20 protein-coding genes, 1 rRNA gene and 1 riboswitch are annotated in these 25,518 nt (G+C 38.8%); of the genes, 3 read left to right on the top strand and 18 right to left on the bottom strand.

The genetic code is table 11. The features are described from left to right. Window positions 1-2: 2 nt before the first annotated feature. From SB775_RS23345 to acpS, 4 genes are all read right to left on the bottom strand, one after another. Window positions 3-284: a CopG family ribbon-helix-helix protein gene (locus SB775_RS23345; RefSeq protein WP_061465936.1), complete on the bottom strand. Its 282-nt coding sequence runs from the start codon at window positions 282-284 to the stop codon at window positions 3-5. A gap of 159 nt (window positions 285-443) precedes the next feature. Beyond that, complete coding sequence (gene alr / locus SB775_RS23340; protein ID WP_089364916.1) at window positions 444-1,607, bottom strand: alanine racemase; 1,164 nt, start codon at window positions 1,605-1,607, stop codon at window positions 444-446. A 244-nt stretch (window positions 1,608-1,851) separates the two neighbouring features. Beyond that, window positions 1,852-2,856, bottom strand: a complete 1,005-nt coding sequence (locus tag SB775_RS23335) for a LolA family protein (RefSeq protein ID WP_061461184.1) — start codon at window positions 2,854-2,856, stop codon at window positions 1,852-1,854. Window positions 2,857-3,092: 236 nt separating this feature from the next. Further along, on the bottom strand, window positions 3,093-3,449 hold the full coding sequence (acpS, locus tag SB775_RS23330) for a holo-ACP synthase (protein WP_410863566.1): 357 nt from the start codon (window positions 3,447-3,449) through the stop codon (window positions 3,093-3,095). A gap of 107 nt (window positions 3,450-3,556) precedes the next feature. Here acpS and SB775_RS23325 point away from each other — a divergent pair, with 107 nt between their 5' ends. Next, the gene (locus SB775_RS23325) at window positions 3,557-4,147 is read left to right on the top strand and encodes a rhomboid family intramembrane serine protease (protein ID WP_410863565.1); all 591 of its coding nucleotides are present in this window, start codon (window positions 3,557-3,559) and stop codon (window positions 4,145-4,147) included. A gap of 27 nt (window positions 4,148-4,174) precedes the next feature. Here SB775_RS23325 and SB775_RS23320 read toward each other — a convergent pair whose 3' ends face one another. From SB775_RS23320 to cshA, 3 genes are all read right to left on the bottom strand, one after another. After that, on the bottom strand, window positions 4,175-5,644 hold the full coding sequence (locus SB775_RS23320) for a PH domain-containing protein (RefSeq protein WP_089364913.1): 1,470 nt from the start codon (window positions 5,642-5,644) through the stop codon (window positions 4,175-4,177). Then, window positions 5,637-6,110, bottom strand: coding sequence for a PH domain-containing protein (locus SB775_RS23315; RefSeq protein WP_089364914.1), 474 nt, complete (start codon window positions 6,108-6,110; stop codon window positions 5,637-5,639). Before SB775_RS23315 ends, SB775_RS23320 begins: the two co-directional genes overlap by 8 nt. 214 nt (window positions 6,111-6,324) lie before the next feature. Beyond that, window positions 6,325-7,824: a degradosome RNA helicase CshA gene (cshA, locus tag SB775_RS23310; protein WP_061461179.1), complete on the bottom strand. Its 1,500-nt coding sequence runs from the start codon at window positions 7,822-7,824 to the stop codon at window positions 6,325-6,327. Between the two features lie 1,265 nt (window positions 7,825-9,089). Between cshA and SB775_RS23305 the strand changes: the two genes are divergently transcribed. Next, on the top strand, window positions 9,090-10,241 hold the full coding sequence (locus tag SB775_RS23305; RefSeq protein ID WP_089364915.1) for a PP2C family protein-serine/threonine phosphatase: 1,152 nt from the start codon (window positions 9,090-9,092) through the stop codon (window positions 10,239-10,241). 49 nt (window positions 10,242-10,290) lie between these two features. Here SB775_RS23305 and SB775_RS23300 read toward each other — a convergent pair whose 3' ends face one another. From SB775_RS23300 to SB775_RS23260, 9 genes are all read right to left on the bottom strand, one after another. Continuing rightward, a complete protein-coding gene (locus tag SB775_RS23300) occupies window positions 10,291-11,673 on the bottom strand; it encodes a UDP-N-acetylmuramoyl-tripeptide--D-alanyl-D-alanine ligase (protein WP_089364970.1) in 1,383 nt (460 codons plus the stop codon). Window positions 11,674-11,837: 164 nt separating this feature from the next. Then, entirely contained in the window at window positions 11,838-12,920 is a 1,083-nt protein-coding gene (locus SB775_RS23295) for a D-alanine--D-alanine ligase (protein ID WP_410863563.1), read from the bottom strand. A 106-nt stretch (window positions 12,921-13,026) separates the two neighbouring features. After that, complete coding sequence (locus SB775_RS23290) at window positions 13,027-13,239, bottom strand: hypothetical protein (protein ID WP_410863561.1); 213 nt, start codon at window positions 13,237-13,239, stop codon at window positions 13,027-13,029. A gap of 275 nt (window positions 13,240-13,514) precedes the next feature. After that, window positions 13,515-14,297 carry a hypothetical protein gene (locus SB775_RS23285; protein WP_089364968.1) on the bottom strand — a complete coding sequence of 261 codons (783 nt, stop codon included), beginning with the start codon at window positions 14,295-14,297 and terminating at the stop codon, window positions 13,515-13,517. A gap of 370 nt (window positions 14,298-14,667) precedes the next feature. Further along, a complete protein-coding gene (locus SB775_RS23280) occupies window positions 14,668-15,927 on the bottom strand; it encodes a cation:dicarboxylate symporter family transporter (RefSeq protein WP_089364967.1) in 1,260 nt (419 codons plus the stop codon). A gap of 172 nt (window positions 15,928-16,099) precedes the next feature. Next, window positions 16,100-16,249, bottom strand: a riboswitch (cyclic di-AMP (ydaO/yuaA leader). Window positions 16,250-16,450: 201 nt separating this feature from the next. Then, entirely contained in the window at window positions 16,451-17,713 is a 1,263-nt protein-coding gene (locus tag SB775_RS23275) for an efflux RND transporter periplasmic adaptor subunit (RefSeq protein ID WP_410863560.1), read from the bottom strand. A 14-nt stretch (window positions 17,714-17,727) separates the two neighbouring features. Next, window positions 17,728-18,390 carry a hypothetical protein gene (locus tag SB775_RS23270; protein WP_089364965.1) on the bottom strand — a complete coding sequence of 221 codons (663 nt, stop codon included), beginning with the start codon at window positions 18,388-18,390 and terminating at the stop codon, window positions 17,728-17,730. 126 nt (window positions 18,391-18,516) lie between these two features. After that, complete coding sequence (locus SB775_RS23265) at window positions 18,517-19,413, bottom strand: diacylglycerol/lipid kinase family protein (protein WP_410863559.1); 897 nt, start codon at window positions 19,411-19,413, stop codon at window positions 18,517-18,519. Between the two features lie 165 nt (window positions 19,414-19,578). Next, window positions 19,579-20,433 carry a TetR/AcrR family transcriptional regulator gene (locus SB775_RS23260; protein WP_410863557.1) on the bottom strand — a complete coding sequence of 285 codons (855 nt, stop codon included), beginning with the start codon at window positions 20,431-20,433 and terminating at the stop codon, window positions 19,579-19,581. A gap of 190 nt (window positions 20,434-20,623) precedes the next feature. Here SB775_RS23260 and SB775_RS23255 point away from each other — a divergent pair, with 190 nt between their 5' ends. After that, window positions 20,624-23,752, top strand: a complete 3,129-nt coding sequence (locus SB775_RS23255; RefSeq protein WP_410863556.1) for an efflux RND transporter permease subunit — start codon at window positions 20,624-20,626, stop codon at window positions 23,750-23,752. A gap of 551 nt (window positions 23,753-24,303) precedes the next feature. On the opposite strand, the gene SB775_RS23250 is transcribed toward SB775_RS23255, so the two are convergent. Then, window positions 24,304-25,143 carry a tyrosine-type recombinase/integrase gene (locus tag SB775_RS23250; protein ID WP_061461168.1) on the bottom strand — a complete coding sequence of 280 codons (840 nt, stop codon included), beginning with the start codon at window positions 25,141-25,143 and terminating at the stop codon, window positions 24,304-24,306. Between the two features lie 300 nt (window positions 25,144-25,443). Then, a 5S ribosomal RNA gene (gene rrf / locus SB775_RS34710) occupies window positions 25,444-25,518 on the bottom strand; the annotation flags it as partial.

The raw sequence follows: 25,518 nt of genomic DNA, 5'->3' as shown, positions 1-25,518 counted from the left end.
GCTCAGCCTCCGCTAACTAATCGTTCAACGCAATGACCAGCCTCGAATTCAGCCTGAAAGGCTTCAGAAGCAATCGTTAAGTTAATGGCCGCCATTTCAATATAACCGCGTTTCATCGATTCACGAAACTCTTTCTTTTTACGTTCGCGAAGATACATTTTTGTGGCACGATAAATAAATTCACTGCGATTTACATTTTCTTCACTCGCATACCCATCTAACTCTGATAAAAAATTTTGAGGTAATCGAATTAATATCTCTCTTGTTGCGCTGGATTCAGACACAAACATACACCTCCACCATCACTACACACCTTTATTATATATCCTTTTCAATATTACCATTAAATTGCCTATCTGCAAAGAGTATATTCTATTCTCCATCCTATTATCAGCATAATAAAGTAAATCTTATTCACAATCCTAGGATTTTTTTACAATCCGTCATTCCAGGATGAAGTTACGAACACGAATCAACTGATTGTCTTTTATATATACGCGGGGCACTCTTGCTCCTATCATACACGTTACCTCATAATTGATCGTTTCCAGTTTAGCCGCTATCTCATCAACAGTAATCGATTCATCTCCATCGTTCCCAATGAGTGTGACCTCTGTTCCCACAGGGTATGATCGAGGCAGCTTGACCATGCATTGATCCATGCAAATCCTGCCGACAATCGGCACTCTGCTTCCATCCACAAGAACTTCCTGACCTTGCAGCTTACGGATCCAGCCATCAGCATAACCAATCGGCAAGGTCCCAATCCATTCATCACCTTCAGCCGTATATGTTGCTCCATAACTAACGCTTTCACCCTTTGTAAGCTGTTTAACTGCAACCATCTTCGTTCTCAATGATATAGCCTGCTTTAATGGAAATGGCAATATCGGCTTCATTTCCATAGAAGGACTCAAACCATACATGGAAATCCCCATTCTTATCGCATTAGATTCAGGATCGCTAAACCTTAAAGAAGCTGCACTATTGGCTGCATGAATATATTCTGGCCTTCTAATCAAGGCGGAAAGCATTCCTTTAAATGAAGCAAGCTGCTTTTCATAAAAGTCGGTCTTTATTTCATCGGCCGTCGCGAAATGTGTGAATATCCCTTGGAAGTTAAAACACGTTTCCCCATTAAGCAAACTTTCCACTTTCAAGAGTTGGCCTTTATCACGAATGCCAATTCTCCCCATGCCGCTATCAACTTTTACATGAACTTGCAGAACTTGTCCCGGTTTCAATAAATCCTTTGCCTTCTCCAACCATGTTACATCGAAAACCGTCACGGAAATCCCATTATCGGCAGCAAGCGCTGCACTTTCAGGCCTCGAAGCCCCAAGTACAAGAATCGGAGCCAATATTCCTTTTTTCCGTAAAGCAAGAGCCTCATCTAAGAAAGCGACACTTAAAAAATCAGCCCCCGCTTCAAGCGCGGTTTTAGCCACTTCATAGTCCCCGTGGCCATAAGCATTCGCTTTAACGACAGCGAAAAGACTAACGCCATTTCTCAGTCTATTTTTCATTGAAGAGATATTTTCAAAAATATTATCCAAATTTACTTCTGCCCACGTATCCCGATGAAAGTTTTTCGTTTCCAAGCCCATTTCCTTCTTTCCTGCACTCACAATAAGATTCTTCCCAATAGCGAAGTTTTCGTTTCATTATAGGACCATTCTATAACCAACTGATAGAAAGATAAAGTGCTTTTTAACATTGATTCTAATTTCCCAACTTGCCAAACCATTCAAAATGGAAGGGATTTAAAATGTCAACAAGCTGCTTCCCCGCCTATCCTTCCTAGAAGAAACCTTCATAAGGAGACGGGAAACATCAGCTTGTTATGTAATCCTATTTGACCGGATCTCCCCCAACTGAACGGGCGACTTCTATCATCTCTTCCTGTGTTAAGTCCTTTGATGCAATCATATAATCCACACCTTCAAGAGTCCATGCAATTGTATTTCCTGTCATGGCCCCGACTGTATAACCCAAATCAACTGGCTCTCCATTAACATTCGTCGAAACGGAGGTTTGGACTACCTCAGCTTTTTCCTGAACTAATGTAAAACTTTTTGTACCCTCATAGGTCAAAACGACACGTTCTCCCTTTTCCGTCGCAATTTCCTTTTCTTCCGTTAAGTTCATGTCACCAATATTTTCAGGGTATTTTACCGCAAACCCTTCATTTTGGACTTCCGCCATAACAGGCGCTTCAAGTTGTGCACTTGTCATGTTTTTCTTCATATCAAATGAATCTTTATCAAAAGTCGTATCGAATTTCACTTTTGAAAATTCAACAAGGACTAATGCGGTCTTATCGGGGTCCATGACTTTTACACTGACCGGAGATAAATCTTTTTTGTTTATAGTAATCTCTTGGTACGGCAACATTTTATTGTTTTGGTAGCGCGTTTTCGTTTCAAAGACATAATGTTTATCCGTTTCTTTATATGTCGCACTTTTATCTTCCGTAATGTCTTTCACCAGCGACTCAAACAAATAGGCCTGACTGCTGTTCTCCGGCCACTCGCTTTGAAATTTGAAGCTCTTATTCAAAGCTGGCGTCAAAACATATACACCATCATCATTTTTCAAAATCATCTGGCTTTGATCTTTCTCTTCATTTTTAAGATTTACGCGGTAAAAGGAAGGGTCCTTATGCCAAATTTCCACGTTATACACTTGAGGTTCCGTCCCCATCTTCAATGTCATCATCGCGTTAGCTTTATACCCTTTCATTTCGCCAAGCTTCTCATTCAATTCACTCACTACATCACCCTGTGATTTTTGGCCGCAAGCAGAAAGAGCAAGCAAGAGCATGATCCCTGCAAAAAGCATTAACATCTTCTTCATCTTTTCAACCCCTTTTTGTCATTTGAACGTAAAAGGGAGAGGAAAAGGCAGGATCCGGACATTGGCTCGACTGATGTCTTAGATTCCTCAGCATTTTAGACACGGGTCAATTCGACCCGGCTAAAAACTTTTCGAGAGCACCTACTCTGCCATGTACCTTTTACCGGGCCTTGTCTCCCTATAGCACTAAATGTATATGAGACAACCTAAAGGTTTATGACCCGATTGGACAAAACTCAAATCACCCTTTCGATTACGACCTGAGCAACCGCATAATCCCTGCTGTGGCTAATAGAAAGATGGACCCCTTCAGAAAACGGCTTTGAAATCACTGGCTTTCCTTTATCATCAGATATGATTTCGATATCCAAAAAGGACAAGTGCTTACCTATCCCTGTACCGTATGCTTTAGAAAAAGCCTCCTTTGCTGCAAAGCGCCCAGCAAAATACTCGATTTTCCTTCTTCCATTTAACTTTTCGAAAATCGAGATTTCCCTTTCAGTTAATATTCGTTGCTTTATACGGGGTTGCCGGTCAATCAATTTTTCCATTCTATCCAATTCAGTAATGTCGACGCCTATACCTTTAATCAAATTGACACCTCTTCTATTAAATTAATAAGTTGCATATTATTAGAAGGACTCTTTTACCTGGAAATGACAATATGTATCTTATTTAAAACGATAATAAGGAGGAATCCATGTTTACAAGAACAGAAAGCTTCCGCGAATACACCCATTCATATCGAGCTGTGACTGTGCTCATACTCATTATGATGATTGTTTTCGTTCTCATCCTTTTCCCTATATTTCCTGGTAATGTAATTTTTTATTATGGAACAGGTGTGAACTTATTCATCGCTGATGGACAATGGTGGCGTTTGATCACCCCCATCTTTCTACATAGCACGTTCACACATTTACTGTTTAATGGTTTCTCACTTGCCATCTTTGGTCCATTCCTAGAGAAATTTCTTGGATCCGTAAAGTTTTCAATCTTCTTTTTATCGACCGGAATCCTTGCTAACATCGCAACCTTTCTAATTAAACCACTGACATATAACCACATAGGTGCCAGCGGTGCAATTTTTGGTTTATTCGGTTTCTTTTTTTACCTTGTACTGTTTAATAAGACTAATTTTACGAACAACGAAAGAAATACAGTATATACCCTGACCGGAATTGCCATTATCATGACTTTCATTCAACCACAGATCAACGTTGTCGGACATTTGGCCGGTATAGCAATCGGCGCTTTAACAGCCCCATTATACTCGAGAAAAAAGTGGTAGGACAAACAGCCGACTCTTTCCATTCATTCATTGGGAGTCGACTGCTTTTTTAGGTAAATACCATGATTTAATTAATCGGCAATCTTTTTCTTCCACATCCACAACCATGCCGACCTGGGAGCTAACTCCAGATTTAATAGATGCTGAAATCGTAGCTAATTCTTTTCGATTCTGAAACCAACTTTTTTTATATGTGATTGATTGAATTCTGCTTCTCTGCATGATCAATGTTTGCTTTGAGAAAAAACGGCTGCTCAGTTGCAACAAATTCCCTTCTATCCCCCATCCTGCATCTTTATATTGCATGTAAGCCCAAAAGACCGCCAACGGTAAAAGTAAAAGAGAAAGAAAACCCCAAGGCCTGCCAAACCATACCAAAGCACCGATGATTGGGATGATGTATAGAACCTTGCGTAATACAAACCGCGAAAGTGCACGCTTAGGTATCGATGTCATCTCCATGGTTGTTTGATAAACCGGTAAAATTTCCAGGAGTTTTTTATGTAAATGCTTCTTCTTGATCAAAGGGAACAGCATGATGGATAGGCTTTCTTTATCATCCATACTGCCTCCTGCATATTCAATATAAACTGTCGCCAATCCCAATGGTTTTCGAATCAAATTCTCCATGATCCTGATACCTTGCACTTTATGGATAGGGATTGTCAGCTGCCTTTTCTCGAGAAGCCCTCTGGAAATAACGATTTCCTCATCCGTTTTTATTACGGTAAAAGAAGCATATTTAATTACCATACTTAATGTGGCCAGTACATAAACCACCAATAAGGCCACTAGGGCAAGCACTGTAAGAACAATGGTTCCCATTCCAATAAAATCTTCATAACCCTTAAATATCCGCTTAAAAGGTATTATTTCATCAAACTGTGAAATAAAAGCGATCCCTCCAGATAAAAAAACACCTACCGCTCCCGAAGTGGCAGCCATAACGAATAATTGCGGAAGCGTCTGCTTAAAAACAGAAGATGATTTTGCCGCATCTTCATTTCCCCATACTTCATCTTTATCCTTATCAAGGGGGTTATTCGTATTGTTGCTTTTCTCCTGGCTTATAAAAGCATTGATTCGTTCCGCCTCACTTTTTCTTATGGCTGATAACACAGCATCAGCCTGAGCCCCGCCTGCAGTTTCAATATTCAACTTCACCAGCCGGAATATCCTCTGTATGATGCCCTCTGAAATATCTATGCTATGAATGCGATCAAACTTTATATACCGCTTCTTCCTTATGAGTACTCCAGACTCAATTCTGAACTCGCCGTCTTGTATGCTATATGTAAAACGTAACCATCGAAGGAATGCATTTATTATCAGTAAAAGTACAATAATGGCAATGACTAGCGGTTGAACCCATCCAGGAATCCCTTCATTCTTCCCAGGAATAACGACAACTAGTAAAAAAGGGATAACTAACTCCTTGACCGATTTAATAATATTAAGCAATACAGCTACAGGGTGAAGCCTTTTAGGTTCAGACATCTTCTTCCTCCACACTCGCCATTCTGGAAATATAGTGCCTTAATTCATCTGCCTCTGCAAGGTCCAGTGCAGGTATAACGTGAAGGGTCGCTGCAGTGGAGATTTCAACGGAGGCTAAATCATATTTTCTTAATAATGGTCCTTGCTTCGTTTCAACATGCTGAACCCTAATCATTGGTATGAGTGTTCTTTTAATGACAAAAATACCACTTTGGATATCAATTTCCGTATCCCTTACTTCGTAACGCCATCTCTTCCATTTCACCGAAGGAATCAGAGAGATGGTCAAATATGGTTGGATTATCGAAATTATGATCCACGCTCCAAAAACCCAATATGTCCAATTAAAAACGATTGTAAGCACGAGTACGGCGATGCTTATAATCCATGTTATTGAACAGCTTATAAGACCATTGATTTTCCATACGGTCAAGGCCTTATTCGATATACGATTTTCAGGTTCCATGCGGTTCCCCTCTTCTGTACAGGTATTTTGAATGAAACGTATCATTCATCCTTCGCTTCATCCATTATACTATAATTAAATGCGGGGGTTTAACCACTTTTCAAACAAAGCCCTTGAACCGTTCATCCAAAAACTTCTGCTCATTTTTAAACCCATGGAATATGGAGATGCATATAAAAAAATGCCGCTCAAATGAGCGGCATTTCCAATTCAATTAAATTTTATTTGATTTTTCTCTTTTTTGGCTCGTGCTACGGTTTCCGTAACCATTCGATTTACGGTTCGTGCTTGGGCGTTTACTTGATCCGCTACCGTAATCTTTTCTGCCTGAAGAACTGCGGCCATTGCGTTGTCTGTTACTAGAAGAACTGCTTCCTCCACGATTGCGGCGCATTGGCGATGGAGACTCTTCCGTTAACTTGATTGGCGTTTGATCCGGTTCTTTTGTCATTGATTTAAGCATAGCTGCAACTAAATCCGCCGCACTATGTTTTTGTAATAACTCTTCCGCTTGACCAAGGTATAATGATAAATCATCATTCTCGATTGTAGTCAGAATTTTTTCCGTTACTGCTTTTTGTTGACCTTCCAACGCTTCAGTTAACGTAGGGGTCTTAAGTTTCTCCATACGTTTTTTCGTTGTATGTTCAACTGCATGCAGTTGACCTCTTTCCCGTGGTGTTACAAACGTAATTGCAATACCGTGTTTACCCGCACGTCCTGTACGTCCAATACGGTGAACGTAGCTTTCTGGATCTTGAGGGATATCAAAGTTGTATACGTGAGTTACGCCGGAAATATCAAGTCCACGTGCAGCCACATCAGTAGCAACAAGGACATCGATGCTTCCTTCTTTGAATTTTTTCAAAACGGACAGACGTTTCGCCTGGCTTAGGTCACCATGAATGCCTTCAGCCATATAACCGCGGATATTCAATGCAGAAGCCAATTCATCTACACGGCGTTTCGTACGTCCGAAGACGATAGCAAGATCCGGTGTTTGAATATCGAAAAGGCGTGCAAGTGTATCGAATTTTTCACTTTCTTTTAACTCCAAGTAATATTGTTCGATGCGATCCACTGTCATTTCTTTCGCTTTTACACGTACAAGAACTGGTTCTTGCATGAATCTTTCAGCAATTTTACGGATTGGATCAGGCATTGTAGCTGAGAAAAGCAATGTTTGCCTTTCGTCAGGAACCGTTGAAAGGATCAATTCGATATCCTCAATGAATCCCATGTTAAGCATTTCATCTGCTTCATCAAGAACTACAGTGTGAACTCCGCCTAATTTAATATTTTTACGTTTGATATGATCTAAAAGACGACCAGGTGTACCAACGATAATATGTGGTTTTTTCTTTAAAGCACGGATTTGGCGGTCGATATCTTGTCCACCATAAACCGCTAATACACGGGCGCGTTTTCCGTAACCAAGCTTGAAAAGTTCTTCGGAAACTTGGATGGCAAGCTCACGTGTAGGTGCAATAACAATCCCTTGCACATTTTCGTTATTAATATCGATGTTTTCCATCAATGGGATACCGAATGCAGCAGTTTTACCAGTTCCAGTTTGCGCTTGACCAATGATGTCTTTACCTTCAAGAGCTAGAGGTATCGTTTGGGATTGAATCGGGCTCGCTTCCTCAAATCCCATTTTTTCTATTGATTTCATAGACGTTCTATCTAATCCTAATTCGCTAAACAATGTCAATGTTTTCGTACTCCTTTTTATATCGTAAATTTACACGTGCATTCATGGATCATGCACAGATGTTTAGTTCAAATCCTCATCATCATGACGGATGTTCTACTTTATCTCTTATGAAAAAGTTTATCATTATCACCTAAAAGTATGTCTGCCTTTTAGTTCAAATGAACTCAATATGATTTTTTAAAAAGGAAATATACCAGTACGAACATTCACTGGCATTTTTAGTTTCGCGCACGTGTAAACTTATCATTAACATACGCTCATCTTTTTAAAAGTACATGTAACCAAAATTAAATTCAATATGGAAAATTAAAAGTAGCATAAACGGATGTTTCACCGTTTTATTCAGGTGAGGGCTGCTGCACCTATTATTCATCAGACTTAAAAAGACTGTATGAACAAAACTTGACGAGAGCCAAGATTCTTATACAAAACAGGCCCGGTGCGTTGAGGATTTGCAGAAGTGGAAAAGCGCTAAAATGCGGCTTGATTCCCTAATAGCTACTAAAGCCGCCAAGAAATGCAGCTTTTATATATGACCAGACGCGCGGCCTATTTAATCTAAAATAATCTCAAGAATGAACTCATGAAACATGTAAGAACATACAATTTTGTTGCCTCAACCTGATTAATTTAAATAATCATCAATGATAAGACATTTAAACTCATACTTCATATTACCATTTTCAAACTGTTATTGCAATAAAGGATATCTCCCCATTTATGGTTACTAAAAACTTTAGATCGTTTCAAAAAATAGGGGAATTTGATTTTCCCACATGGAAATGTGCATCTGAAATACGTTTGAGTAAGAATTTAGCATGTTCATTCAATGTGCCTTTTTATCGGTTGAAATGTGTGTCACATTGGTTTTTATTTTCCCTTTAGAGAATCACACGGATTGATTCACCACCAACAGGATTACCGTAGTTACTATATCCAAGTATGAGTAAATGGATTCTTTATTTAATATTTGAGCAATCAATAAATGATTTTTCCAAAACGAACATCTGTTTATATACATGATATGTGTTTAATTCAAATAGTTTCAACAAATTTTATTCAGGAAGGATTAGTCCGAATCAAAAGGCCACCTTACACGGTTACTCCTTTAGAAAAAGAAAGGACTTACTACCAATCCCCTATACATTACCAGGTATATAATACCATTATATTTCGAAATTTCTATTAATTATTTAAAAAATGGTAGTAAATAAGTCTGAATACAGTATGATTGACCTATAAATAAAACAATGGGGGGTTATATGAATATTTACACTATAGATGTTCCTTTATGTAAGGACTTTAGTCTGATGTTAAAGAAAATGAACAAGCAAGTCACCTTTTTGGAGGATCCACTCAATCAAAGTCTTCTATTCCTGGAATCAACGGACTTAATGAAATCATTATTTATTTTACCTTTATACATATCAAAAGATTCTTGGCAGCAAACCTCGTTGTTCGCCTTAGCTGAAACTTATGAAATCCCTATCTTATTTATTTACAAACGTGCTTTAGGTATGGAGACCCCTCTGGCGTTACCAGAAAGGACCTTTTATGAAACCATGGCTGTCCCTGCCGATTCAGTAGAAGTCAGGATTAAATTAAAGTCACTCCAAAACATCAGCATGCAACTGTTTTCAGCGAAATTGAAGGGGCAGGAGCTAGAAAAGATCAACCAGAAATCAGCAATGAGCCTGCGAATTGCAAAGGGCTTTCAACTTTCAGGTTTACCTTTGTCTATCAATAAAGAAGATATAGAGGTCAAAGGGCTTTCCCAGCCTTCTAGTGAACTGTCAGGGGATCTATTTTACTGGACGGAGGTTGGCGACAGGACATACGTCTTCATAATGATCGACTTATGCGGAAAGGGCATTCATACGGCACTCATAAACATGTCCATACGCACTTTGATACCTGAGCTTATCAAACGCGTAAAAGACCCCATCTTCATAACGGAGGAACTGAATAAACATATGCGGCATCTATTTCAAGGAGTTAAAAGGGAATATAAAAACCATACTTGTTTTACAGCCTTCATTGCATACGTGGATACAAAGGAGCGACGCATCGAATATGTGAACTTTGGACTTCCTTCAGCCTTTTTGTATTCCCCATGCACCAATCAATTCCTCAATTTGAATGAAGGGACTATACCCATAGGGCTAAGTCCTCAAATGCCCATAAAAAAAATAGTATTTCATTATGAACCAGGAAGCCGTTTCTTCATCTATACAGATGGACTTTCTAAAATTCCCGCACCATCCGCAATCGACCGATCAGGCAATGTCGAGAGTGAATTCATCGAAAATATCCATCTTGATACACATGACCTTCTTCAGGAGTTACTTGTTTCAAGGATGAGGCATTCAGTGATTGACGATGATATCTGCATTATTGCCGGGACACTTTATTAAGTACGATAAAAAAGGCCGATTCAAAAGAAACGGCCTTTTCTATTCTTTTTTATTTTTGTAAGGCTTGAACGACTTCCTCAAGCTTCATACCCCTAGAAGCTTTAACGAGAATGATGTCATTTACCTGTGTAGACGACTTAAGTTCCTCTATAAGTTTCTGCTTATCTTGAAAAGGACGGACATTCTCTGATGAAAAAGCCTTGCCCGCTCCCTTCGCAATAAACTCTGCTAAAGGACCATACGTGAAGATCTTATCGATCCGCTCATTAGAAATCAATTCACCAATTTTCAGATGAAAGTCTTTTTCCTGTGGCCCTAACTCCAACATGTCTCCCAGTACAAGGATCTTTTTCTCGAAACCAGATAATCCCTCAATCAACTCTACAGCTGCCTTTACTGAAGTTGGACTGGCATTATACGCATCATTGATGATTTTCTGCCCTTTTGCCCCCTGGACCAATTCCATCCTCATATTAGTTAACTGAATGGTAGACAGACCTTTATGGATCGCTGCAACATCTACATGGAATTCCTTAGCAACCAAAATGGCTGCCAATGCATTAAGAACATTATGATGACCTAAAACCGGTATCTCATAATTGATATCCTTTTCATCACATGCAACGGTAAACGTTGTACTGTCTGCCCCTTGGTTAATGGTCTGTGGAAACAAATCATTTTGTTCCGTACGTCCAAAAGAAATTACGTTTAAATCCGGAAAATCTTTTTTGATCCGATTGCGAAGCAATGGCTCATCACCATGATATATCAGCGTTCCATCTTTCGCCAAACCTTCGACAATTTCCAACTTCGCATTCGCAATTTCCTCGCGTGATCCTAAATCCAATAAGTGTGATTCACCGATATTGGTAATGATCGCTACATCAGGCTTTGCCATTTTGGATAAAAACTCAATTTCGCCACGGCTGCTCATTCCCATTTCCAAAACTGCCGCTTCAGTATCCTCTTCCATCGAAAGCACCGTTAGTGGTAAACCTAGATGATTATTGAAGTTTCCATTGGTTTTATGAACCTTATAGGTAGTTGCCAGCAGCGCAGCCGTCATATCTTTCGTAGTCGTTTTACCGTTGCTGCCTGTAATCCCGACCACTTTTATATTCAACTGCTGTCGGTAAGCACGCGCTAATTGCTGAAGTGCTTTTTCGGTATTTTCAACAATGATTAACGGTAAATCATTGGGAGGATTCGGAACATCCCTTTGCCACAAAGAAGCCGCCGCTCCTTGTGCTAAAGCTTGCTTGACATATTGATGACCGTCAACCTGCCCACCCTTAAGCGGAATGAACAAACACCCTTCCTTAACCGTTCTTGAATCGATGGTAACCCCATTTATTCCTTTGGACTGGAATGAAGTGATATCATTCAATCCATCTGCCATTTCATGTACTTGTTTCAACGTTCTCTTTATCATTTCGTTCCTCCTACATTCATCGAACCGTTAATCGCTCTCTCCCTCTTCTTCCATTAACCAAACGAAGCAGAAACCAGTGTAAATCGAACCGGCTCCTGCTGATTATAATCCATCAGATCAATTTTTGAAGAATTGTGAAGTTCACTGATACATTACCTGCATGATCAAACTGTATATTTGATTTGTTGTTTTTCTTGATGACGTTCCAAGGCAAGTTTCACGAGTTTTTCAATTAACGCTGGATAGTCGACACCTGTGTGCTTCCACAATAATGGAAACATACTGAAAGGAGTGAACCCGGGCATTGTATTCACTTCATTAATATAGATTTGGCCCTCTTCCGTTAAGAAGAAATCAGCTCGAACCAATCCAGAGCAATCCAATGACTTAAAGGCCGTAATGGCCATTTCAGATAAAGCTGCGTACTCGCTTTCCTTTATCTCCGCTGGGATGACCATCGCTGAATTACCGTCAACATATTTTGCTGAATAATCATAGAAGGAGAAATCTTTCTTAGGGATGATTTCTCCTGCCACTGAACATGATGGGTCATCATTGCCAAGAATGCCAAACTCAAGTTCACGGGCTACGACCCCTTCTTCAATGATGATCTTCCGATCGAATTGAAAAGCTTCCGCAACCGCTTTTTTCAATTCATCAGCATCATTACATTTGCTGATACCGACACTCGAGCCTAAATTAGCTGGTTTGACAAAACAAGGGTACCCCAATTCATCAGCTACCTTTTCAATGGCACTTTCAGTATTTTTTTCCCATTCAGAACGAATGAACCAAGTGTATTTAACTTGAGGAAGCCCCGCCTGGGCAAAGATGTTTTTCATGATAACCTTATCCATTCCAGCTGATGAAGCTAAAACGCCATTGCCTACATAAGGGAGATTCAATAGTTCCAGCATCCCTTGTACTGTCCCGTCTTCTCCATTTGGTCCGTGAAGCAATGGGAAAATTACGTCATACCCTGTTGATTCACTATTTTCATCAGTTGAATGTGCCTGCAAGGCAAGAGGCGAGTTCAATTTGTCCGACGAAAAAGTCAAAGCCTCCACACTCTCGGCAGGCCCTGTTAACATCGGTCCATTAATCCATGAACCCTCTTTTGTTATGTAAATCGGATATATATCAAACTTTGCTAAATCGAGAGCCTTAATCACCGCTAAAGCCGTCTGCATAGAAACCTCATGCTCCGCAGATTTTCCACCATAAAGCAAACCAAGTTTAGTTTTCATGAGTTATTACCCTCCAATATTCTTTTAACCATGTTCATTGTATCATTTTACACTAAAACGGGAAAAGCGAAACTTCCATCATTGGTTCTTTTCCAATGATGGTTAGTTAAGCCATTCGGGCATTTACAGGCTGTTTTTTACACATATTTTTAAATTGCACTTTCATTTGATACCCTTCGACCGTCATTTCCATCGATACCTTACAGCCTGTTAATGCGGGGAAAAGCGAAACTTCCATCATTGGTGCTTTTCCAATGATTGCCACCATCGGAACACAGGCTAGATTCGCCACGTCCTGTGGCAACACCTGTGCTTGCATATCCTATGCGTCGCATTCAGGCATTTACAGGCTGTTAGCTCTCCACATTTCTTTTTTATTACATTTTCCACCGTTTGCCTTGCAGCCTGTTCACGCGGGGTAAAGCGAAACTTCCATCATTGGTGCTTTTCCAATAAGGAATATAGGCCAAAGCCACAACTCCCTGTCTCCTGTGCGGTGTCCTCCCTTATCTTTTATGCAATAGATAGTAAGTCTTACACCTAAAAAAAATCAAAGATATCAAATAATCCAACCCACGCATCCGGAAATTGGGATCAGAATAATGATTCATTTTTTATAACACTTTCCCATACTTTTTCTTTTCGATTAAAGGTGATAAAAACATCCGGCTCCTTAATATTTCTATCCGAAAAGTCATCATGCATCTCATCCATGTTTAAATAATCCCCTACCACCCATGCCGGTATCTCAATCTTCGTTCTTGAGTACTTGACATGCCGAAAGGAAAAAATGAGCCCCTCTGCCATAATATGAGCCAAAGAAGAAATGATTTCTGCAGGAATGGCCGTCAGCTCTCTTTTCTTTCTGATTCCAAGCCACGTCCTCTCCACTTTTAACGGCTCCAGCTTTAGCGGAATCAGGCTCCCTAACATCATATAATATGTAGAAAGTGAACGAAAATAAATTTTGTTGAACCAGCCATCATCCTGGGCAAGGTACACAAACTGATTATTCAATTTACGGAAAAATGGAGGATCAAGGTGGGTTTTTGCATGCCCTAAATATAAAAGTTCAGCTAATTCCCTTCCATCCAATTCATCCAGCCCTTCCTCTTCTTCAAAATCAATCCAACAGAAATCTCCATATGCCCGGACATTTTCTTTAACGAGCTTTGCAATATCCTCAGATGAAGCGCTATCGAGCTGGACATTCAAATTGTATTCCCCACCATCGAATTGATGTTTCAATAATAAGATGGAATCCAAGGTATATGGCAGCGAATAGACAAATTCGCGAAAATTGAGTCCATTAAAAAGGACAAACCGTTCGGAAGCCTGCATATGCATATATAAGATATCATTGTTATCATTCTTCATAACCTGGTCCCCTCCGAGCTCTCAATCAATAATGTTATTTTATCAAACTTTTGGGTTTTCAAGTAAGTTATATAACCCAGAATATTATTCATCATCTGCATCGTATAAATAATGTGAATACCTGAACTCTATAATCACCTAAGGTTTAGGAACGAACTCGATAATTTTAAATATCCATAATAGTGAAAAATAAAGAGTTGGAGGAATTGACGACGGGTAAAATTGAATAAGGTTTTATCATTAATTCTTTTCATGTGGAAGCTTCCCTTTAAAAAACTTTTCGTTTGCACCTTCTGGCACGTCAAATATAAAGGATACGCTTTTCAAACACAAAAAATCCAGAGTGACATATCACTCTGGATTTTTTGTATTAAGAAACTTGTTCTAATTCTTTATCGGAAGGAGGGTTGAATTGACCTTCCCATTTAGAGATGACGATTGCTGCAAGTGAATTACCGATAACGTTTACTACTGTACGTCCCATATCAAGAATACGGTCGATACCGGCAATAAATGCTAAACCTTCAATAGGAATACCAACTGTTCCTAGTGTCGCTAAAAGAACTACGAAGGATACACCTGGTACACCCGCAATACCCTTAGACGTGATCATTAACACTAGCATTAGCGTAATTTGCTCATAAGCACTTAAATCGATTCCGTACATTTGAGCGATGAAGATAGCTGCCAACGCTTGGTATAATGTTGAACCATCAAGGTTAAAAGAGTATCCAGTCGGAATAACAAATGTAGCTATATGTTTCGGACATCCCGCTTTTTCCATTTTTTCCATAAGTTTCGGAAGAACCGCTTCTGAACTTGCTGTAGAGAACGCAAGTATCAATTCTTCTTTTAGAAGTTTAATCAATGTAAAGATATTGAATCCTACAAATTTTGCAATAAGACCCAGAACGACAATTACAAAGAAAATCATTGTTCCGTATACAGAAAGCGCTAACTTACCTAACGGAATTAAAGATTCCAAACCGAACTTGGAGATGGTCACACCGATTAGTGCAAATACCCCAATAGGAGCAAATTTCATGACCATATTAGTTAGGTAGAACATTCCTTCTGCTGTACCTTGGAAGAAACGGAATACTGGTTTACCTTTTTCACCGATCGCGGCAATACTTAGTCCAAACAATACGGAGAAGAAAATAATCGCTAACATATCGCCTTGTACCATAGCTTGTACTGGATTGGATGGTACAATGTGAACAAGTGTATCTACAAATGATTCATGCTGCTTAGTTTCTGCTGTATCAACATAAGTGGAGATGTCAGTTTTTTCCAGATGATTCATATTTACGCCAGCACCAGGCTGGATGATATTAGCGGAAATTAAACCAACAGCAATCGCAATCATAGTTACCGCCACAAAGTATGAAAGTGATTTAGCTCCTAGTTTACCTACTGCTTTTAAATCACCTACACCCGCAACTGCAACGATAAGGCTTGATACAATGATTGGCACAACAATCATTTTAATCATTCGTAGGAAAATGTCTCCGAATGGCTGTAAAAAGTTTTGGGCCGTCTCATTACCATAAAAAATGGCACCAACGATAATCCCTAGAATTAAACCAATGAAAATTTGGCTAGCTAAACTTAACTTGAATTTCTTCATATACTTTCCTCACCTTCCATAAAGTCTTTGATGCAAAAACGTTTTGTCTCGGTAAGGGAAACAAGATACTAATAGAAAGAAAGTAATTTTTCTTTTTTTGAAAAACTCTGTCTTTACGCCGAAAAAAAAGACACTTCATGTGTCGATTTCATATTGGCGTGAATATTCACACATGTTCCCTTAAAGACGCTGACGAGGTTAGCTGTCGGGTTAGGAATTGGAAACACAATTTGCCCTTTCATTTCTGAATTCACCCCTAGTGGATTAAAATCCACAAAAATGGTTCCCCCGTTCTTGGAATAAGATTAAGCGAGTTAACTTATAATAAAATATTATACTAAAAAGGTTAATCTGTAAATGTTTATTCTCTTCCATTTTAGAAAAAGTCTTTAAATATATCTGAATATTCTGCATTTTAGATGATTTCACCAAGTATTACACTTCCCGATTTTTAGTCATTTAAGCTATATGGATATATAAATAATAACTAATTTGACATCCCCTTTCTTTATGAAAGAAGCAGTTATTTTTCCAAAATGCCAAGTAACAGATACCTTACTTTTTCCCTAGAGGTGAATTTTTTATAAGTTGCAATTTTCACTTTTTCAAATTGAATTGGGGTAATAAAATAAGAATGGTTCTTCGCTACCCTATTCGGTTCTAGCAGGATGACATCACCTACTGACGGTCCCTTTATTAGTTCCTGCTTACCTTCTGCTTTAAGCCCTTTTGAAATGTAGTGTTTATCCACATAGCCTTTTTTAGTCAATTTGTAGACATGCGGCCTTTTTTGGTAATGCACTGCCTCTATGGGAATGGCGGGTACACCAGCTTTCTCATTGGTTATTACAGCAAGGTTGACTTTGGATCCCACCAACAAAGATTCAGTTTCTTCACCCTCCGGTTCGATTAAAGCCTGAAATGGAAATCTGTTATCCTTTTTTAGTGACGGCTCTTCTGCTGGATAGGAATGGATACGGCCTATCGTTCCTTTCAATGACTTTTTTAAATCAGAGGAACTTGCTTTTATAGTCATGCCCACTTTAGCTTTTTTCATCTCCTCTTCGGAGAAATTACCTTCAATTGCCATATTTGTCGAAACGATGGATATAATCGGGTTTTTCAGGTTTTTATTGATATTTTTAACTACACCATCAGCTTCACTCGTCGTTACAATCGCGCTAGCCTGCTCCTCAATTGAACTTAATTTAGCATCAAGCATTTTCACTTTTTCATTCAAACTGTTTTTTTCGAGTTCTTGCTTGTACATTTCTTGCTCAATGTTGCTTTTAATAAGATCTGAAGAGCTTGTTGTTATATTAATATCCAAGTTATTTTTCACCGATTCATCAATGACCGCTTTATCAGGATTACGGGTCAGGCCCCCTTGAAAAGCCCTTAACTTCCTAATATATTCGTCAATCCCTACAATTTCTCCCTCAGCAGCAGTTTTCTCCGCTTCCAAATTCGCTTTAAGTGCATCAAGTTCGGTTGTCGTATACTCAAACAACGAGGAGCCAGCCGCTACAGCATCCCCCTCTTTTACAAGGAATTTCTTAAAATCATTTTTCTTGGTTTCAAAATAGATATCGTACTCTTCTACAGGTTTAATTACCCCATTTGTTTGAATAGTATCCGTAATTGTATCTTTTTTTACCATTGACCAGTTTTCCACGAAAACAGTTCGTTCCGCTTTGCTTCCTTTTTTTTCAATAAGGTATGTGTTGACGGTTATTAACACAATCGACGCAATGGAGACCGCTGTTATTTTCCATTTCCCACTCATTCTTTTCACCCGCCTTATACAAATACGCCCACTTGGATGTATGCTAAAAAGGCTTTAACAAACCACGTGGCCAGATAGAATAGAACAATCATTACAAGGACCAAATAATTATTTCGTTGTGAAAACTCCTTTAAATAGAAATATTGCAGGGCAATAATAAGAAATTGAAAAATGGTGATTTCGCTGAAAAAGTGAATAAAGTAATCACTTCTGAGAAAATACTGACCGATGACTCCCAATGAAAAAAGGTTGGAATCATTGCCTATATCCATTAATACGAATAGAGGAATCAGTAATGCTTTTTCCAATAATTGCAACCCAAAAATGATCATTTGAACGATAACTAATTTTATGTATGGGATATCGGTAACGATCCAAAAGAAAAGGGCTGCTAAAAATATGTAAATGGATGGGTAGATAAGGCTTGCTATTATATTGCCGCTCAATATCAAAAACTTTCCTGCTTCAAATTCATTAACACTCATCTTCGTGATTTCTTTAGAAAATGATTCAGAACCAATGCCAAAATAACCACCAATAGCAAATACTATAATACTAAGAAAATATAAAAATAGTAATTTCCATCCAAGCCGTGTGACTGCCTCTGCATTTTGCAGCTGATAACGACTTCGATGAGGCTCTAAAATGCCCTTTAACAATCTGACCTGGTACACCATATGTGTTCCTCCTGCAAAAAATGATATATCATCCTATATTTTATCTTATTTTGGAAACAAATGCAGAAATAAGGAATGAATGAAACAAAAAAAACACATACACTTATCCTTAATATTTAATCCTCCTCACCAATTTGGAGTTAATACCGATAAATGATGGCCAAGAACTTTAATTCGAGTAGGTGTTTGACTATAACTCTCTCCATCCATATCCACATCAAGTGGCCTATTGTTTTCAATAGTCATGCTACCGGCCTGCACATAAGTCACACCAGACTCCGAGCTCAGATTTTCAATCCATGAACGTTTCATCGCTATTATTTCTAAAAATGCACCAAAGCTTGCGTTTTCCAAGATGGCAACGCCAAAGATCCCATCGTCTGGACTAACCATGGGAAAGGGGAGTAAATTAGTACCGATAAAACATCCATTCAAGACCAAAATCATGATTGCTTCCCCTTCAATGAAATTCCCATCATACTCAAGTTTATAGGAAAAGGGTGCATTATCACCAATAGTCCTTACTGCACTTAATAAATATCCTATCTTTCCGAACCTGTTTTTTTCCTGCACATCAATATTGCTTGATGCCTCAGTAATAAGCCCGATTCCCCAAAAGTTGGAGAAATAGTCATCGTTGGCCTGACCGATGTCAATTGAACGAACTTTTCCATTTACTATTGCTTCCGCAGCCTGACGAACATTTTGAGGAATCTTTAATGTTCTTGAGAAGTCATTGCAAGTCCCTCCAGGTAATATCCCAAACAACGGCCGCTTCCCAAGGGGTGAAAGGCCATTTACACACTCATGTACGGTTCCATCTCCTCCTAATACGAAAACTACATCCATGTCTTCACCATATTCCGAGCAGAATCGACATGCATCCCCTTTTTCCTTCGTTTGTAGAATAAGGAACTCATCAATATTAGGAGCTATTACTGGGAGACATTCCTCAAGATTCCTCTCAAGTTTATTGTTCCCGGCCTTTTTATTATAAATCAGCATTCCCTTTTTCCATCTCATGATCCTTGCCCCCATTTTAATGAAAGAATTTTCCTACTACCTATACGTTTTCCTAAACACCACATTTTGAAACTAATTCATAATCAAATATATAAAAATTCATATGGCTTTGAGCTCTAAGATATCAACAAAAAAAGAGGCTATACGCCCCTTTCAGTAATGCCTTCATATATTCGTCAAATAATCCTTCATCGTTAAGATAAGCTTTGAACACAAAGGACTTCGTTTTTCATTTTTTTCCAAAAACAACAAAAGGCTTTCCAAGATAATGGGACTTGGCCTAACTTTTGAAAACTCTTCTTGAATTGCCTTTAAAGCTTCCCTATTTTTACTTGTTTCCACTTCCAACATCCTGCTGATGATCGAATGGATTTCCTCTTTCGGGCTCATATCCCGCAGTGAGCATTCTGGTAAAGGAAATTGTTTCAATAAAGGATCTTTCATGTTTTGCAGGCTTGCAATAATTGAATCCATACGATTCAACATGAAGCTAGGTAACAACTCCACATCGAAAGCATTTTTTTTCCTGATCAATATTCCGATATATCCTTTGAAAAGTGAATCTAATATTATTGTGCAATCCGGCAGAAGGTCGGCCGAAAGTCCAGGGTATATCTCAATGATTTTACGCTTGAACCAAATCAATCCCTCTTCATGGATATAATGTAAAAACCGATCAAGTTCTTCGCTGATATGGAGCATTTGTTCCTGCATCAGCATTTGAATTAAGTTTGTATTTCCCGTCATATGCTCCATGTGAACAGTGATTTGCCTTAAAAATTTGTCTTTACTAGACAATGAAGCGTCCAACTCAAGATCAAGTAAAGAGTCCGTCAACGCTTCATAATAATATTTAAAAATGGAGACGAGTAACTCTTCCTTCGATTTAAAATAATTATAAAAAGACCCCTTTGCTATCCCACATTTTTCAGCAATTTCCTGAACGGAGGTGGCATGATACCCTTTCTCCGCGAAAAGTTCTACAGATTTATCTATAATCATTTTATGTTTTTGATTCATCAAATTCATCCTATCTCTTAAAATTCGGTCCGAATATGACCAATCAGTCATATCTTTCAAATTGTATTCCAATACCCTTGGAATCACAACGATAAAACTAACATATATTATCTGTTGCAATCATAATCCCTATGCTATATATTTGAGTTTATGACCGACTAGTCACAATTTAAAGTATGGAGGGTACAAGTTGAATTCAATAATTAAATTTTCCTTGAAGAATAAATTGGCAATCTGGTTGCTTACGATCATCATCGTTGCAGCGGGTTTATACTCCGGGTTAAACATGAAGCAAGAAACCATTCCAAACATCTCGACCCCATTAATAAGTATCTCCACTGTATATCCAGGAGCTGCACCTGAAGAAGTAGCAGATAAACTCACAAACCAGATTGAACAGAAAGTCACAAATTTACCAGGAGTCGAATTAGTCAGTTCATCTTCCATGGCTAATGTTTCTTCCATCCAATTACAATATGATTATGATACGGATATGGACGACGCTGTAAAAGCAGTGAAAGAAGCATTAGAGAAAATAGAACTGCCTGAGGGAGTGGATAACCCAAGCGTATCTAAATTAGAATTAAACGCTTTTCCTGTCGTAGCACTCAGTGTAACAGATAAGGATTCGGATTTACCAGCCCTTACAAAAAATGTCGAAGAGGTGTTAGTACCTAAACTTGAAGGAATCGATGGCGTAACTTCCGTATCAATTTCCGGACAACAAGTAAATGAAGGGAGCCTTGTATTCGATCAAGAAAAGATGGCTCAATATGGGCTCGATGAAGAGACCGTAAAGAAGGTTATCCAGGCCGCAAACATCAACATGCCACTTGGCATATATAACTTTGATGATAAAGAAAAAACGATCGTTGTGGATGGAAACATTTCCACATTAAAAGACCTGAAAAATATAAAGATACCTTTAACGGGTGGTTCTAAAACTGGAACGCCAGCACAAACCATACCCGAAACCAATCAATTATCCCCTGAAATGGCATCGGGTACTGCCCAAGTACAAAATGTCAAATTATCAGATATTGCCGATGTTAAAGTCACCGGTAAGGCTGAGTCGGTTTCAAGAACAAACGGTAGCGAATCGATTGGAATCCAGGTTACAAGATCGCCTGATGCCGATACAGTTGCAATCGTAGACGAAGTAAATAAAGAAATATCGAATTTCAAAGAAGAATTTAAAGGCGTCAGTGTACATACTACGCTAGATCAAGCAAAACCGATTAAAGATTCAGTTGAAACCATGATTAGCAAGGCAATCTTCGGCTGTCTGTTTGCCGTCATCGTTATCATGCTTTTCCTTAGGAACTTTAAAACGACTCTAATTTCCGTCATTTCGATTCCATTATCTTTGTTAGCAGCCCTTTTGGTGCTCAAGCAAATGGATATTTCATTAAATGTTATGACACTGGGAGCCATGACAGTTGCAATTGGCCGTGTCGTCGATGACTCGATTGTCGTAATTGAAAATATTTACAGGAGAATGGCTTTAAAAGGCGAACAATTAAAAGGCGGCGACTTAATACGATCAGCCACTAAGGAAATGTTCATCCCTATCCTTTCATCAACAATCGTTACAGTAGCCGTTTATCTGCCTTTAGCAAGCGTTACAGGGGCTGTTGGGGAACTATTCATGCCATTCGCCTTAACAATGGTGTTTGCATTAGTCGCTTCATTAATAATCGCCATCACACTCGTTCCGGCCATGGCAGACTCTTTATTTAAAAAGGGACTATCTAAAAAGGAATTAAAATCACATGAAGAAAAACCCAGCAAACTATCTGCATTCTACCGAAAAGCACTTAATTGGTCATTAAACCATAAGTTAATAACTTTCGGTACAGCCATTGTATTATTAGTCGGGAGCCTATTCCTTATTCCAAGCATCGGTGTCAGCTTCATGCCTGCAGATGAGGAAAAAACGATTATCGTTACTTACACTCCAGCGCCTGGCGAATTAAAAGAGGATATTGAAAAGCAAACAGAAAAAGTAGAAAAATACTTCATCGATAAAGATGATGTGAAGACAGTTCAATATACACTAGGGGAAAACATGATGAGTGGCATGATGGGCGGCTCGGGTAACTCAGCTCTCTTCTATGTACTCTATGATGAAGACACCAAAAACTTCGGGGACAAAAAAGAAAAGGTCATAAAGGATTTAACTAGCCTTAATTCACCTGGAACATGGAAACAACAAGAGTTCACTTCAACATCAAGTAATGAAACTACCCTATATGTATACGGAAATACACAAAAAGAAATTGAACCTGTAATCGATGATATTAAAAATATCATGAAGAAAAATAAAGACTTAAAAGATGTTGATACCAGCCTTTCCGATGCTTATGAGCAATATACACTAGTGGCAGACCAGAAAAAGCTAAGTGATGTTGGACTAACAGCGGCACAAATTGGTATGTCCATTGCAAATACGAACAAAGAAGATGCTTTAACTACTATTAAAAAAGATGGAGAAGAAGTCAAAGTATATGTCGAGACAGAAGAAACGACATTTAAAGATAAAAAAGATCTTGAGAACAAGAAAATTTCTTCTCCAATGGGAATGGAAATCCCATTAAAAGAGCTTGTGAAAATCGAAAAAGGAAAAGCGTCCGATACAATTAGCCGTCGCGATGGAAAAATTTATGCCGACGTGTCTGCAACTATCAAATCGGATGATGTAGCAGCAGTAACAGCTGAAGTACAAAAGGAAGTTAAAAAATTAGACCTTCCTGCAAGCGTTTCTGTAGACTATGGCGGAGTAACGAAAGATATCCAAGAATCCTTCACCCAACTTGGAATCGCCATGTTAGCAGCCATAGCTATCGTTTACTTTGTCCTAGTCGTTACTTTCCATGGTGGTTTAGCACCAATAGCCATTCTCTTCTCACTACCATTCACGGTAATCGGGGCATTGGCAGGGCTATTCGTTACAGGTGAGACGATCAGCGTTTCGGCAATGATGGGTGTCCTAATGCTTATTGGTATCGTCGTAACCAATGCCATTGTATTAGTGGACCGTGTTATCAAAAATGAAGAATCAGGTTTATCTACTCGGGAAGCTTTACTCGAAGCTGGTTCCACCCGTTTACGCCCAATCCTGATGACTGCCCTTGCAACAATAGGCGCCTTAATACCCCTGGCAATCGGTGCAGAAGGCAGTGGATTGATATCACAAGGTTTAGGAATTACCGTTATCGGCGGACTAGTGAGTTCTACATTATTAACACTGGTCATAGTACCGGTAGTTTATGAAGTTATAATGAAAATAGGTAAAAAGAAGAAAAAAACAGTTAAATAATAAAGAAAAGAAAGAGGGAATCCCTAACTATAGGGATTCCCTCTTTCTTTTCTGATGGCTCTTTTCGTAAAGATTGTTGTTTTAAAACCGAAACTATTTAAGGTTGATTGGAGCGGAAGTGCGAGACTCTGCGGGAGCAGCGGGACAGGTGAGACCCCACAGGCGTTTACGCCGAGGAGGCTCACCGCCCGCACCAAGGAAAGCGAGCATCTGGAGGGGAAATCAACCACAACTCACTACCTGGTAAATAGCAACAAAGTATGTGAAAACAGCCTTTCTGATTCAATAATAATACATTTGAATTTTTCTACTCGACCCTTCATTTTCATAATGTATTATAAAATACAATTACTATTTGTCCTATACAGCTTTCTGAGCCCTCTAGACAATGCCTTTATGACTTGATTCCTTCTTTTTTCACCAGATCCCGCCACTCGTAACATTAATGCCCTTTTCGTCGTCATTTCCAAGGAAATTCGTTTGTTTTTAAAACTGATTTTTATGCAAACAAAAAAAGGAAAGAACTCGCCTTCCTTTTTGATTTCTATAGATTAGTGTTTGGTGAAAGTCTGGTCTATCGCATTTTCCAAATCCAGCGATTTTTCTTTTAAATAACGCTTGGTCACATTTAAATCTTTATGACCGGCAAGCTTGGATATCGTTTGTATAGCTATTCCATTATCCACTAACCTTTGGCAAAAGGTATGGCGCAATTTATGTGGATGAACATTGTATTTTTTTAATATATATTGAACTGATCTCGGAGTGATCCTTTGATTATAACTTGAGATGAATAACGGATCTGCTTTTTCTTTTAAAGAATGAAGATAATTTTTTACATGTTGTATAGCCGATAGTGTCAGGGGAACGGTTCTATCAATTTCACCTTTTGCGTTCCTGACAAGTATATAATTTCGCTCTGTTTCCATGATGACGTCCTGATCATTTAAGTCACATAATTCAGAAACACGAATTCCTGTATGCAACAAAAGGTAGACGATGGCAATGTTCCTAAGGTTTCCTTCCGCTTCTATATCTCTTAACAGGATTTGCTGCTCTTTTATGCTTAAAGTTTCAGGCACTTCTAGCTTGTGCTCTTTAACCTTGCGTTCCACAGAAAGCATTACTTGTGGCTTGCCTAAAAATTTAAAGAATACATTTAGAGCAATATAGTGTTTTTCGATTGTCCCTGGACTTTTCTTGCAATTTTCTAAATAGTCAAGATAATCCTGAACATCTTCAGAATGAATCTCCATCAATATCTTTTGTGTCTGGTCACAAAACTGTGAAAGGACACCAGTATACGTTTTGATCGTATTAGCTGATTTGCCTTGGTCTCTCAACCATTCAGCAAACGAAAAAATCATTTCATCTTTAGCAGAGGTATCCATCGGCTATTCCCCCATGACAGTTTCAGAACTACGTTAAGTTTAACATATTTCCCTACAGAAACGAAGAATTCTGTCCATATGCCTTAAACAGATATACGATTATACAGATTGAAGCAGAAATTATTTGCTTACTTATCACTAGATGCATTTATAAGTATGTCCTAGCATATATACTTTCCTATACTGAATATACGTTCTATAATCTTTTGAGTCTCCTACCTTTTAACAGGTTTAAACATAAGAGACAGAAGAAATAACAACCGCAAAAAAGACCAGCCGGATGGCTGATCTTTTTAATTGGCTTGGCGGCGTCCTACTCTCACAGGGGGAAACCCCCAACTACCATCGGCGCTGAAGAGCTTAACTGCCGTGTTC

This window comes from Peribacillus sp. SIMBA_075 (assembly GCF_046534585.1).
Note: the sequence above shows the minus strand (reverse complement) of the source record. Positions and strands in the feature narration are given on the sequence as shown.